Origin of the sequence: Rathayibacter rubneri (assembly GCF_023743255.1) — a bacterium.
GTDB classification, from domain to species: domain Bacteria; phylum Actinomycetota; class Actinomycetes; order Actinomycetales; family Microbacteriaceae; genus Rathayibacter; species Rathayibacter rubneri.
On the sequence record NZ_JAMRYM010000093.1, the window covers coordinates 1 to 13,198 of the forward strand.

Here is a 13,198-nt window from a genome sequence, read left to right on the forward strand (position 1 = left end):
GGGCTACCCCGCCGTCCGGAGGCAGCGGGTCGGCGGCGGGACGCGCCGACCGCGACGGCACGACGACGCCGTCGGCCGCCACCGTGACGGCCGCCCGCGGCTCGGCCACGAGATAGCCCTCGCCGACGAGCTGGTCGACGGCCGCCACGACCGAGCCGCGCGAGACTCCGAGGCGCTCGGCGAGCACGCGACTCGACGGGATGGGGTCGCCCGCCCGGTAGCGGCCGTCGAGCACCGCGGCGCGCAGCGCCTCCGCGAGATGCGCTCGGACCGATCCACGCGGGGACGGCGCGAGCAGCAGCGGGATCTCCAGATCTCCGGACGCCATGGACTCCCCCGCTCTGGACCACTCGGATCGGGTCCCGCTGGCATTCTGACAGATCCAGCAGTCGGCGGAGGATCGGAGCATGAGCACCCTCCCCGTCACCGACCGCACCCGTGTCACCCGCCTCCGGGAACGGCAGAGCACCGACCGCGCCGAGCTCGACGCGCTGCTCGACGAGGCGCTGATCGCCCACGTGGCCGTGGTGCGCGACGGCGCGGCGATCGTCCTGCCGATCCTCTTCGCGCGCGACGGCGACTCCGTCCTGCTGCACGGATCCAGCGGCGGGGGGCTGCTGCGCGCGGCGGCGCGCGGGGCGCAGCTGACGGTGTCCGTGACCCTGGTCGACGGGCTGGTCGTGGCCCGCTCGACCTTCGACAGCTCGATGAACTACCGCTCCGCGATGATCCTCGGCGAGGCCGAGGCGCTGGAGGGAGACGAGAAGAGCCGGGCGCTCGACGTGCTCGTGGACCGGCTGCTCCCCGGCCGAGCGGCGGAGGTGCGGCCGACGACGGCTCGCGAGATCGCGGCGACCCTCGTGCTGCGGATGCCCCTGGCCGAGGCGAGCGTGAAGATCCGCGCGGCGGGGCCCTCCGACGACGCCGAGCACGAGGACGGCGTCTGGGCCGGAGTGGTGCCGCTGGCGACCCGCACCCTGGCGCTCCGGCCGGCCGCCGGCACCACGGCCGGGACGCCCGGGTCCGTCCGGAGCTTCACCGCGGCCGTCGACGCTGCGGCACCGCCGTACCGCTGAGAGCCGACCGGCTCTACTTCGCGTCCTGGCGGGGGAAGACGACCTTCTGCACGACGATGATGATCGACGCCGCGACCGGGATCGCGACGAGCGCGCCGAGCACTCCGGCGATGGTGCCGCCCGCGACCGCCGCGATCACGACGACCGCACCCGGAACCGAGACCGCGCGCGCCATGATGCGCGGGCTCAGCAGGTACGCCTCGACCTGCATGTAGACGAGGTAGTAGATCGCCGCGACGAGGGCGGTCAGCGGCGACGCGAGCAGGCAGGCGAGCGAGATGATCGCGGCGCCCGAGATCGTGCCGACGAGCGGGATCAGCGACCCGAGGAACGCGACGCACGCCAGCAGCGCCGGCACCGGTCCTCCGATCGAGACCAGGAGGATGAAGGTCAGCACGCCGTTCACGCCGGCCAGCGTGACCTGGCCGACGACGTAGCGGCCGACGGCTCCGGTGATCTCCTCGCCGACCTCACGCGCCTTGGCGCGGTGCGAGGCGGGGGCGAAGCGGTACGCGACGGACTTCATCGAGCGCAGCGACGCGAGGAAGTACAGGGTGAGGATCAGCACGATGATGGCGCCGGTCACTCCGCTCGCGATGCCCGTGCCGACGGCCAGCAGCCCGCCGCCGAGCGAGAGCAGGTTCTGCGGGTCGCCGATGAAGGTCTGCACGGTGGCGATGAGCTCGTCGACGTCGATCACGCCGCGCAGCTGATCCTCGAGATCGAGCACCCACTGCTGCGACGCGATGTCGGTGACGATGCGCGGGGCGTCGGTGACGAACAGGGTGAGCTGCTCGACCAGGATCGGGATGATGTAGAGCAGCAGACCGGCGAAGCCGAGCACCACGACCGCGAACACGATCGTGATCGCCAGGGCGCGCGGGATCCGCTTGCGCTCGAGCCAGGACACCAGGGGGTCCAGGCCCAGTGCGAAGAACATCGCGACGAAGACGTAGGTGAGCACCGTGCTCAGCTCGACGACCAGACCGCCGAGCACGAGGGCCACGAGCACGCCGAGTCCGCCGAACAGCCCGATCCGGAAGGAGCGGATGGTGAAGACCGGACGCTCCTGGTCGGCCGTCACGACGATGTCGGAGTCGACCTGCGGCGGTGTCGGCGCGGCCGCGCGCCGTCGGGCGCGGGCGAACATGCGTCTGGTCCTCATGGGACGAGCGTAGCGGCGCGCAGGAGGCGCTCCTCCGCGCCCGGCGGGACTTGACGCGGGCCCCGCCGGCCCCCGCTCAGCCCTCCGGATCGTGGTCGTCGACGGCGGGATCGTCGCGGTGCAGGGCCGCGTGGCGGTCCCACTCCTCGAGCAGGTGCTCGATCGCGGCGTGGAAGCGCGCGGTCGCGGCCCCGGGGCGGGTGTCGCCGAAGTAGTGGGCGACCCAGCGCTGCAGCCGCTCGACGGCCGCCGCGTCGTGCTCGACACCCGCGAGGCGCGTGGTGATCGTGGACGCGTCGGCGGCGAGGAGCCACTCGGCGTCGCCGAGGTAGCCGGACTCGTCCACGTCCGCCTCCGGACTCACGGGCCGCGTCACCATCAGGGGCAGGCCGGTCGCGAGCCGGTCGTAGACCATGGCCGAGACGTCGAGGACCGCGACGTCGGCGGTGAGTTGCCAGCCGAGCTCCGCCGCGGTGTCGTGGACGTGGGCGGCGGAGGCGTCGGCGGCGTTCGCCGCGGCGATCAGGGCGATGATCTCGCGGTTCGCCGCTCCGTACGCGGGGTCGACCGCCCCGCTGCGCGGGTGGGGGCGGTAGACGAGGCGGTAGCGGGGGTCGGCGAGCAGGGCGCGCACGAGCGCCACTCCGTGACTCGCGACGGAGCCGTAGCCGGCGGCCGCCCGATCGCCCTCCCACGTGGGTGCGTAGAGCACGACGCGGCGCTCGTCCGGCGTGAAGGGCGTGCGACCGGCGAGGTGGTCGGCCTGGGGGCGGCCGATCGGGATCGCCCGCTTGTCGAAGTCGAAGTCCCAGAGGACGCGGTGCAGTCGGGCGAGGGCGGCGTCGCCCGCGATGAGGCTGTAGTCGTAGGCCTTGAACTGGTTCGTCGTCATGTACATCTTGTCGCTCTCGCCGTGGTTGACGAAGACGTGCCAGCGACGGCCGTAGCGCATCATCTGGAAGTTGCGGGAGTTCTGGTTGACGTAGAGCACGATGCGCAGCGGCTGCTGCGCGATCGTCTCCTCGAGGTCCACGACCGAGCGGACGTAGGCCACCGGCACGGGGCTCTCCCGGAGCAGGACCGCGGCGGCGCTCGCGTTGCGCGTCAGCAGCACCACGGGCCGCGTCTTCGCGAGCTCGACCAGCGGGCGGTACCACTGGCGCACCTGGTAGAGGTTGATGTCGCCGTCGGCGAAGTACACGCCGATCTCGAAGCGCCCCTCGGGCAGCGGTGCGCGTGCGGCGAGGAGCCGGGCGACGGCGTGCCGGGCGCGGCGGGCGGCGAGGAGGTCGGCTCCGACCTTCCGGGCCAGCTGCGCGTCCCTGACGAGGCGGAGGAGGAGAGCGCGGGACGTCATCGCTCCAGGCTACAAGCCGCCCCTCCTCGCAGGGGGCGCCGCGAAGGGCGTCAGGAGACGGGGGTCACCCGGAGCCAGACGAACTGCAGCGGTGCGAGCCGGAAGCCCTCGCGGAGGTCCACGGTGACCTCGGTCACGAGATCCAGGGCCCACGGGTCGACGCCGCCGAACCGCTCCGGAGCGACCTCCTGCACCTCGTCCGACACGTTCGCCAGCACCAGCAGCGCCTCGCCGTCGCCCGGGCGCTGGTAGCCGAGCACGTGGCGGTTCTGCGCGTCGAAGACGGTGAGCGCGGTGCCCGCGAACAGCGGGACCGCCTTGCGGATGGCGATCAGGTGCAGCAGACCGCCGAAGACCTCGCCGGCGACGGTGCCCGGCGTCTCGCGCTCGGCGTAGCGCTCCGCGGGGCGGCGGGGCCGGTTGACCCAGCGGGAGTCCCCGGCGGTGGCGGGGTCGTCGCGGTAGCCGTAGTCGTTCAGCTGGCCGACCTCGTCGCCGAGGTAGAGCAGCGGGAGCCCGCCGGTGCTGAGCGCGATCGAGTGCGCGAGCAGGACCCGCTCGATGCCGTAGGGGTCGCCCGCCTCGATACCGGCGAGGGAGGCGGTGGTGCCCGACACGCGGCGGTCCCCGGTGCGCGGGTTCTCCTGGAACGGGACGCCGCGGGCGAACGTGCCCTCGAAGCGGTCCGTGTAGAAGTCGTTGAGGAAGCGGCGGTGGCCGGCGGCGTCGATGCCGAGCTCCGCCGCGTCCTCGTCGGCGAAGGTCCAGCCGATGTCGTCGTGACCGCGGACGTAGTTCACCCAGGCGGTGCCCTCGGGCAGCGCGTGGCGGCGCTCGAGGGCCTGGGACAGCAGACGGACGTCGCGGGTCGCGAGCGCCTCCCACGTCAGCGCCATCTGCAGCGGGTTGTACGAGAGCTGGCACTCCTGGACGTCGATGTACTCGACGACCTCGTCCGGGTGCACGATCGCCTCGGACTTGAACAGCAGCGACGGAGCGGCGAGGCGGCAGACCTCGTTGAAGGCGCGCAGCAGCAGGTGCGCCTCGGGCCGCGACTCCGAGGTCGTTCCGAGCTCCTTCCAGATGAACGCGACCGCGTCCATCCGCAGGGCGTCGATCCCCTGGTTGGCGAGGAAGAGCATCTCGCCCGCCATCGCGCGGAAGACCTCGGGATTGGAGTAGTTCAGGTCCCACTGGTAGCGGTGGAAGGTCGCCCAGACCCATCGGCCGTCCTCGAGCGGGACGAAGGAGCCCGGGTGGTCCTCGGGGAAGATCTCGCGGGTCGTCCGCTCGAAGGCGTCGGGCTGCTCGCGGTCGGGGAAGATCCAGTAGTAGTCCTCGAACCGCTCCTCGCCCGCGAGCGCGCGGCGCGCCCACTCGTGCTCGTTCGAGGTGTGGTTGAAGACGAAGTCGACGACGAGCGCGATCCCCTGGGCGCGCAGCTCGGCGGCGAGCAGCCGCAGCTGGTCCATGTCGCCCAGGTCGGGCCGGACACGGCGGTAGCTCGAGACGGCGTAGCCGCCGTCGGACTCCCCCTCCGGGGCGTCGAAGATCGGCATCAGGTGCAGGTAGTCGAGCCCGATCTCGCGGAAGTACGGGATCTCGGCGCGCAGCCCCTCCAGGTCGCCGGCGTAGCGGTCGACGTAGCAGACGCCGCCGAGCGCCGTGTTCGAGAGGAACCAGTCCGGGTGCTGCTCCCGAGACCGGTCGAGCGCGCGCAGCTCCTCGGGCCGCTGCGCCCACGACGAGGCCGCGAGCGCGACGACGCCGAGGATCTGCTCGGCGAGGTCCTCGCGGTGGCCGTAGACCCCCGAGAGGAGCTCCACCAACCGGGGCAGGTGCTCGTCCAGGCGGGCCTGGAACTCGTCGTCGTCTCCGACGACGGCCCCCTCATCGAGGTGCGTGCGCACCGTGGCGAGCAGCTGCGTCGAATCGAACACCGTCGTCCTTCCGGGGGCATCCGCCCCGGCGGGAGCGGCTGCCCCGATGCTAGACGATGGGCGGACGCCCGGCGAAACCCATGCGGAGCACGGTCCGCCAGGACATCGCTCGGCGCGGGCCCGGGTCCTGGAGCCAGCCCTCGCGCCACCCGGCGAACCAGGCCCGGAGCGCCGGGAGGTCGCGCGCCCAGCGCAGGCACTGGATCGCGGTCCAGGAGCCCACGTAGGCGAGGGCGAGCGGAGCCGGCAGGTTGCGCCGCGCGAGCCAGACGCGGTTGCGCGCGTTCAGCCGGTAGTAGTCGGCGTGCCGGGTCTGCTGGATCACGGGGTGCTGCGCCACCAGCTCGCCCGCGTACCAGGTGGTGCGCCCCGTGTCCCAGACCCGCCAGGCCAGCTCGATGCCCTCGTGGGCGTAGAAGAAGGGATCGGCCCAGCCGCCCGTCTCCTCGAACACGTCGCGGCGCAGCACGACCGCGCCCTCCCAGACCGAGAAGACGGGCCCGGATCGACGGGGGTCGCCCTTGAGGATCCGCGGGATCCAGCGGCGCGGCGCGGGAGTGCCGTCGGTGCTGTCGACCCGAGGCTGCACGAGTCCGATGCCCCGGGGCGAATCGAGCAGGGCGATCGCGTCCCGGAGGAAGGTGGGCGACGGCACGCGCGCGTCGTCGTCGAGGAAGAAGAGGTGCTCGCCCCGGGTCGCGGGGACGCCGGCGTTGCGTCCCGCGGGGATCCCGAGGTTCTCGGGCAGTGCGAGGGGGCGGACCCCCTCCGGCAGGCCCGTGGGCTCCCAGCCGTTGCCGACGCAGACCACGTCGAGCTCGACGCCCTGCTGCGCCAGCACGCTCGCGAGCCCCGCCGCCAGGTCGTCGGGGCGGGTGCCCTGCGTCAGGACGACGACGCCGACTCGCGGCAGCGGCGCCGGCCGATCAGGAGCGGACACGCTTGGACGCCATGATCGCGACGAAGTGGCCGACGAGGGCGAGCACGGCCAGCGGCAGGAGCGCCGCGACCAGCACGCGGTCGGCCGTGCCCGCTCCGACGACCAGTCCGACGAGGGAGGCGGCGAAGGCCAGCATCGTCAGCTCGACCGAGTGGTAGAGGCGGTGGGAGGGCACGAACCGGGCCGCGCGGCGCAGTCTCGCGAGTCCGGAGGAGGACGGCACCGCCTCCCCCTTCGTGTCGGCGAGCTTCGTCAGCCCCGCGTTCGCGCGGGCGACGTGCACCACGTCGTTCAGCGCCTTGTTGAGGACGATCACGAGCGCCAGCGCGAGCCCGATCGTCGTCCAGAGGAAGTCGCCCGGCGTCTCGAACGGGAACCCGGCGGCGCGGAGCCCGAGCGCGATCGGGATGAGCGACTCCGTCGTGTAGTGGCCGACCTTGTCGAGGAAGACCCCCGCGGGCGACGACGTGCGGCGCCAGCGGGCGACCTCGCCGTCGCAGCAGTCGACGAGCATCTGCAGCTGCCCGAGCAGGAGCGCGAGCGCGGCGCCCGCGACGCCCGGGATCAGCAGCGCGGCGGCCGCGCTCCAGCCCACCAGGATCATGAGCCCCGTCACGCCGTTCGCCGAGATCGACGTGCGCAGCAGAACCCAGGTGAGGTACGGCGAGAAGCGCCGCAGGTAGAGCGACGCCGTCCAGTGCTCGGCGTTGCGGCGCCCGCGCACCTCCGGAGGCTGCGCGACCGCCTTCAGCTCGGCGATGGATCGGGGTCTGGTGGTCGCGGTCATGCGCCCCTCGCAGTGTCGGTGCCGTCGTCGCCGGCCGTCGGGACCCCGCCGGTGCGCGGCTGATTGCGCGCGGCCGAGATGTTGCTGGTCAGACCCGCGAAGCCGAGCACGAATCCGGTGCCCCACGCCACGTGGATCGACGGGATCACGACGGCGAACCACAGCATCGCCCGCGGGCCGTCGACCCGGGCGACCGCGACCGTGGCGGCGGCGACCAGCACGAGGTAGCCGAGCGGCACGACCAGGCCGAGCAGGAGCCAGGGCGCGGCGCCGACGAGCGCCTGGACGACGCCGGCCGCCCCCGCGAGCAGGCCCAGGGCGAGCAGGGCGACCAGCACGGGCGGTGCGAAGTAGCGCAGCGACCGCGAGGCGGGGAACAGCCGGGTCAGCTCCCCCCGCCACATCCCCGTCGAGAGGAACTGGCGCAGCAGCGCCCGCATCGACGGGCGGGGACGGTAGGTGACGGTGAGGTGCGGCGTGAACCAGACGGTGCCGCCCAGCTCCCGCAGGCGCCGGTTCAGCTCCCAGTCCTGGCCGCGCTTGAAGCGCTCGTCGAAGAGTCCCGCTCGTTCGAGGGCCGAGCGCCGGAAGACGCCGAGGTACACCGTCTCGGCCGGTCCCTCCTGGCCGCCGACGTGGTGCGGGGTGCCGCCGAGGCCGATGCGGGAGCCGTAGGCCCGCGCGACGGCGCGCTGGAACGGAGTGAGCCCCTCGGCCGCCATCACGCCTCCGACGTTGTCGGCGCCCGAGCGCTGCAGGGTCTCGACCGCGATGCGGGCGTAGTCGCGCGGCAGCACGGAGTGGGCGTCGACGCGGACGACGACGGGGTGCGTCGAGGCGCGGATCGCCGCGTTCAAGCCGGCAGGAGTGGAGCCGACGCCGTTCGCGACCACGCGGATCCGCGGGTCGGCGGCGCTCAGCTGCTCGACGAGCGCCTCGGTCCCGTCGATGCTCGGGGCGACCGCGAGGACGACGTCGAACGGGCCGGTGTAGTCCTGCGCGAGCAGCGAGTCGACGGCGGCGCGCACGTGGGTGACCTCGTTCAGAACGGGCATCACGTACGAGACGCCGGGGAGCTCCGAGAGGTCGTCCGTCGACGCCTTGTCCGTCGGGTTCTCGGGCTGCATGTGTCCAGTTCGTGCGGGAGGAGCCGGTCGTCCACGAGGATCCGGGCGGAAGTCCGCACCACACTAGCAGCCCCCGAGGACGGATCCTCGGGGGCTGCGGGTCGTGCGGGCGCTGCGGTCAGCTGATCGCCATCGTCCCCAGCGTCGCGTCGAGCTCGTAGCTCTGACCGCTGCGGACGTAGGTGATCTGCACGTCGGCGTTCGCGGCCCGAGCGCGCACCTGCGCGGTCAGGTCGGAGGCGTTCGTGATGGGGGTCCCGTCGATCGCGGTGACGATGTCGCCCGCCTTCAGGCCGGCCGCCTGCGCGGCTCCGCCCGAGGTCACCTCGCGGATCGCGGCGCCGAGGACGTCCTCGGTGGAGTCGGTGACGCTCGCTCCGAGCAGGCCGTGGGTGGCCGATCCGTTCGCGATGATCTCCTTCGCGATGCGCTCGGCGACCGCGCTCGGGACGGCGAAGCCGACTCCGATGTTGCCGCTCTGATCGCCCGAGCTCGAGGAGCCCGCGCTGGCGATCGCGACGTTGACGCCGATCAGCTCGCCGTCGCTGTTGAGCAGGGCACCGCCCGAGTTGCCGGGGTTGATCGCCGCGTCCGTCTGGATGACGGGGAGCGAGATCGTGCTCGTGGCCTGCGTCTGCGGGGCCTGGCCGGGGATGTCGAAGTTGAACGGGCTGTCGGTGCTGCCGCTCGAGTCGTCGCCCGAGTCGTCCGGCGCCGCGGAGGAGGCGACCTGGATGCTGCGGTTCAGCGCGCTGACGATGCCGTCCGTGACGGTCCCCGAGAGGCCCAGCGGCGCTCCGATGGCCACGGCGGTGTCGCCGACGTTGATCTCGGAGGAGTCGGCGAAGGTGATCGGCGAGAGGTCGGTCGCGTCGGTCAGCTTGATCACCGCCAGGTCGAGGGTGGGGTCGGTGCCGACGACGGTGGCGTCGTAGATCCGGCCGTCGCTCGTGGTCACCGTGACGGCGGCGTCCGCGACGCCTCCGTCGAGCGTGACGACGTGGGTGTTCGTGAGCACGTAGCCGTCCTCCGAGAGCACGATGCCCGAGCCGGTGCCGGCGGAGGAGCCGCCGCTCACCGCGATCGTGACGACGCTCGGAGTGGCCTTCGCCGCCACCGCGGTCGCGGTCGTCGCGTCCTCGGCGTTGTTCACGGTGATGGTCTGCGAGCCCCCGGACGAGACCACCCGGGTCGCGGAGCCGTTGGACGCCGACCAGAGGCCGAACACGCCGGCCCCCGCGACTCCGCCGACGACCGCGCCGATCGCGAGGGCGGCGACGACGCTGACCCCGGCGCGGCGCTTGGGCGCGGCGGGGGGCTGCTCGCCCGCAGGGCCGAAGGCGCTCGAGGACGGCGGGTTCTCGGAGCTGTGCACCGTGTTCGCGGCGGGCGGCGCGTACTGGCCGTACCGGGGACCGGGGGCCACGGGCTGCGGCCGGTTCTCCTCGGAGGAGTTCGACGTGTACGGAGGCTGCGGCGAGGAAGCGTGCTGCGGCGAGGACTCGGGCAGCGGGACGGTGGGGTGCTCGGACCCGGGGCCCTGCTCGGGGGCCGGGGACGCCTGAGGGCCCGTCGGCGTGGTGGGATCCTCGGGCTGACGGGGACCCTCGTGACTCTCGGTCATGGGTAGTGCTCCTTCCAAGCGGGGATAGCTTGACCAGCGAACCTGGGGGTTCCTTATGACCCGGCTGGAAGCGGGACTCGAAGACGGAGACGGCGCCACGGTGCAGACTGGGGGCGTGAGCATCCACGGATCCTGGACCCGCGCGGCCGCGGGGGCCGGACTACTCGGGCCCCGCGGCGAGGTCGCCGCCACCGTCTTCAGCGAGATGAGCGCGCTCGCGCAGCGCACGGGGGCGATCAACCTCGGGCAGGGCTTCCCCGACGAGGACGGCCCCCGCGAGGTGCTCGAGACGGCGCGCGAGGCGATCGCGAGCGGCCTGAACCAGTACCCGCCGGGCCCGGGCTTCCCGGTGCTCCGCGGTGCGATCGCGGCGCACCAGAAGCGGTTCCACGGGCTCGAGCCCGACCCCGACGGCGAGGTCCTCGTGACGACCGGGGCGACGGAGGCGCTCGCGGCGACCCTCCTGGCCCTGCTGGAACCCGGCGACGAGGTCGTGACCTTCACTCCGCACTACGACGCCTACGGGGCCCTGATCGCGCTCGCCGGCGGCGTGCACCGGACGGTGCTGCTGCGCGGTCCGGACTTCTCGGTCGATCCCGCCGAGCTCGCGGCGGCCGTGTCGGACCGCACGCGCATCATCCTCGTCAACGATCCGCACAACCCCACCGGCGCGGTCCTGCCGCACGAGACGCTCGAGCTGATCGTCCGTCTGGCCGAGCGCCACGACGCGGTGATCGTCACCGACGAGGTCTACGAGCACCTGCGCTTCGACGGGCGGCACGTGCCGATCGCGACACTGCCCGGGGCCTGGGATCGGACCCTGACGATCTCCTCCGCCGGCAAGACCTTCAGCACCACGGGCTGGAAGATCGGCTGGATCACGGGACCGCGCGAGCTGATCACCGCGGTCCTCGCGGTCAAGCAGTTTCTCACCTACGTCAGCGGCTCCCCGTTCCAGGGCGCCGTCGCCCGCGGTCTGGGCCTGGACGACGTGTTCTTCTCGGGGATCGCGTCGACGCTCGAGCGCAAGCGCGACATCCTCTCGGCCGGGCTCGCCGCCGCCGGGTTCGGGGTCGCCCCGTCTCGGGGCGGGTACTTCGTCGTGGCGGACGCCGCGCCGCTCGGGTACTCGGACGGCGTGCAGTTCTGCCGCACGCTGCCGGAGCTCGCCGGCGTCGTCGCCGTGCCGGTCTCGGCATTCTGCCGGCCCGAGGACGCGGCGCCCTACCGCTCCCTCGTGCGCTTCGCCTTCTGCAAGCGGTTCGAGGTGCTCGAGGAGGCGGCCACGCGGTTGGCGGGCATGCGCGCCTGAGCCGCTTCGGCCGGGTGCGGTGAGGGACGGGCCCGGCACCGGCGCGTGCTCTGCGCGGCCCGGCGCGTGCTCGGCGTGGACGGGGTCAGAGCGGGCGGACCGTGAAGCGGCGCAGCGCGAGGGCCGGGTTCTTCGCCCGGGCGGCGTCGATCCGCTCCCGCGAGAGCCAGGCGACCGCCACGTCCTCGACCTCGCCGAGGGTCGCGATCTCGACGCCCATCGGATCGACGATCATGCTGGTGCCGACGCCGATCGGCGGGGTCTGATCGGCCGCGACGAGGTAGATCGTGTTCTCGAGGGCGCGCGCGGTGACGAGCGTGCGCCAGTGCGCCTCCTTGAGCGGGCCCCGGACCCACTCGGCCGGTGCTGCCACGACATCCGCACCGGCGTCGACGAGCCAGCGTGTCACCTCCGGGAAGCGGAGGTCGTAGCAGGTCTGCAGCCCGACGACGAGGTCGCCCACCGCGAAGGTCTCGGGCTCGCCGATCTCGCCGGCGGCGATCCAGTCCGACTCCGTCGAGCCGAAGGCGTCGTAGAGGTGGAGCTTGCGGTAGTGCGCGACGAGCCGTCCGTCGGGATCGACGGCGACGAGCGTGTTGGCGACCCGGCGGTCCTCGGCGACGGACTCGACCATGCCGGCGACCACGAAGACGTCCAGCTCCCGGGCCAGCGCGCCCAGCCCGCGCACGAAGGGGCCGTCGAGCGGCTCCCCCGCCGCGAGCAGCTCGGGTCCGAGCGGGTCCGAGAAGGAGGAGCTGTACTCGGGCAGCACGACGACGCGCGCACCGCGGTGCACGGCCGTCGTGACCAGTCGGCGGATGGTGGCGAGGTTCGCGTCGCGGTCGGCGACCGGAGCGAACTGCGCGACGGCGAATCCGATGCCGCCCGCGGCGGGGCCGGTGCTCACGCTCAGCTCGGCGGGTAGAGGAAGAGCGGGACGCTCGAGGCCGGCACCGTGCGCGTGTGGTACGAGTGGTCGTTGCCCCAGTTGTACTCCTCGAGCGAGACCGTGCCGTCGGAGTTGACCGACTGCACGTACGCGACGTGGTTGCCGGTGAACCAGGCGACGCTGCCGGGCACCGGTGTGCTGCTGGTCACCCAGCCGTGCGACGCCCACTGGCCCGCCCAGGCGTAGGCGCTGCCTCCGCCCGGGGTCATGTTGCCCCAGGTCCACTTCCACGGGGCGCCGGTCGATCCCTGGTCGCGGTTGAGCCGCCACGCCACGAAGTCGACGCACTCGCGGTAGTAGTAGCGCAGCGGGGAGAGCCCGCCGCCCTGGTCGTCCGTGAGCTGATCGCGCCACGGGTAGTCGTCGCCCTCCTCGCGGGGGGTCACCGAGGTGCTGGAGCCCGGAAGGGCGGTGCTCGTGCCGCTCGCAGCGGCCTCCTCGGCCTCCTGCGCCTCGCGGGCGGCGCGCTCGGCCGCCTCGGCGAGGGCGCGCGCCTGGGCGGCGGCCTCGTCGAGCTGCTGCTGCGTGGGGGCCGTGAACGAGTCGCGGATCACCTGCTCCTGCGTCGCCGACGCCGACACGGTGAGCTTCTGGGTGCCGAGGGCGCGGATGCGCGCGGCGGCCTCCACGGCCGCCTGGGAGTCGTCGGCGGGATCGAACGAGTAGGCGGGGAGCGCCATGACCGCGACCATGCCCGCGATGGCGGCGACGGCGACGGTGCTGACCGCACCGCGCAGCGCCCGGGCGCCGCGACGACGGACCGGGGGCACGGACGAGAGGACCTGTGCGGTGGAGGACGCCGCGGGACGACCCGGAGCGGCGGGAACGGGAGGCGCGCTCGCGGGGACGGCGCCCTCGGGCACCACGGGCACGGCACCGGTCGTCGCCGAGCGGCGGCCGGTGCCGTGCCCGTGGTGCCCG

Annotated in this window: 12 protein-coding genes; 2 read left to right on the forward strand and 10 right to left on the reverse strand. The window is 73.3% G+C overall.

What is annotated here, in order from left to right:
• Positions 1 to 328: GntR family transcriptional regulator (locus tag NB037_RS19705; protein WP_279309016.1), on the reverse strand; the 328-nt coding region annotated here is incomplete at its 3' end.
• Between the two features lie 79 nt (positions 329 to 407).
• Here NB037_RS19705 and NB037_RS15965 point away from each other — a divergent pair.
• Positions 408 to 1,076: a pyridoxamine 5'-phosphate oxidase family protein gene (locus NB037_RS15965; protein ID WP_251947468.1), complete on the forward strand. Its 669-nt coding sequence runs from the start codon at positions 408 to 410 to the stop codon at positions 1,074 to 1,076.
• 13 nt (positions 1,077 to 1,089) lie between these two features.
• On the opposite strand, the gene NB037_RS15970 is transcribed toward NB037_RS15965, so the two are convergent.
• The 7 genes from NB037_RS15970 to NB037_RS16000 form a co-directional block, all read right to left on the reverse strand.
• A complete protein-coding gene (locus NB037_RS15970; protein ID WP_251947469.1) occupies positions 1,090 to 2,241 on the reverse strand; it encodes an AI-2E family transporter in 1,152 nt (383 codons plus the stop codon).
• Positions 2,242 to 2,317: 76 nt separating this feature from the next.
• Positions 2,318 to 3,598 (reverse strand): CDP-glycerol glycerophosphotransferase family protein, encoded by a 1,281-nt coding sequence (locus NB037_RS15975; RefSeq protein WP_251947470.1) that lies wholly within the window; start codon positions 3,596 to 3,598, stop codon positions 2,318 to 2,320.
• A 50-nt stretch (positions 3,599 to 3,648) separates the two neighbouring features.
• Positions 3,649 to 5,508, reverse strand: a complete 1,860-nt coding sequence (locus tag NB037_RS15980; RefSeq protein ID WP_251947487.1) for an amylosucrase — start codon at positions 5,506 to 5,508, stop codon at positions 3,649 to 3,651.
• Positions 5,509 to 5,587: 79 nt separating this feature from the next.
• On the reverse strand, positions 5,588 to 6,478 hold the full coding sequence (locus NB037_RS15985) for a glycosyltransferase family 2 protein (RefSeq protein WP_251947472.1): 891 nt from the start codon (positions 6,476 to 6,478) through the stop codon (positions 5,588 to 5,590).
• Complete coding sequence (locus tag NB037_RS15990; protein ID WP_251947473.1) at positions 6,465 to 7,265, reverse strand: CDP-alcohol phosphatidyltransferase family protein; 801 nt, start codon at positions 7,263 to 7,265, stop codon at positions 6,465 to 6,467. Before NB037_RS15990 ends, NB037_RS15985 begins: the two co-directional genes overlap by 14 nt.
• Positions 7,262 to 8,392: a glycosyltransferase family 2 protein gene (locus NB037_RS15995; protein ID WP_251947475.1), complete on the reverse strand. Its 1,131-nt coding sequence runs from the start codon at positions 8,390 to 8,392 to the stop codon at positions 7,262 to 7,264. Before NB037_RS15995 ends, NB037_RS15990 begins: the two co-directional genes overlap by 4 nt.
• Positions 8,393 to 8,510: 118 nt before the next feature.
• Positions 8,511 to 10,016, reverse strand: coding sequence for a S1C family serine protease (locus NB037_RS16000; RefSeq protein ID WP_251947477.1), 1,506 nt, complete (start codon positions 10,014 to 10,016; stop codon positions 8,511 to 8,513).
• A gap of 115 nt (positions 10,017 to 10,131) precedes the next feature.
• Between NB037_RS16000 and NB037_RS16005 the strand changes: the two genes are divergently transcribed.
• The gene (locus tag NB037_RS16005; protein WP_251947479.1) at positions 10,132 to 11,328 is read left to right on the forward strand and encodes a pyridoxal phosphate-dependent aminotransferase; all 1,197 of its coding nucleotides are present in this window, start codon (positions 10,132 to 10,134) and stop codon (positions 11,326 to 11,328) included.
• A gap of 85 nt (positions 11,329 to 11,413) precedes the next feature.
• Here NB037_RS16005 and NB037_RS16010 read toward each other — a convergent pair whose 3' ends face one another.
• Positions 11,414 to 12,235, reverse strand: a complete 822-nt coding sequence (locus tag NB037_RS16010; RefSeq protein ID WP_251947482.1) for a carbon-nitrogen hydrolase family protein — start codon at positions 12,233 to 12,235, stop codon at positions 11,414 to 11,416.
• 2 nt (positions 12,236 to 12,237) lie between these two features.
• Positions 12,238 to 13,198 (reverse strand): CHAP domain-containing protein (locus tag NB037_RS16015; RefSeq protein WP_251947484.1); only part of this gene is annotated, 961 nt, incomplete at its 5' end.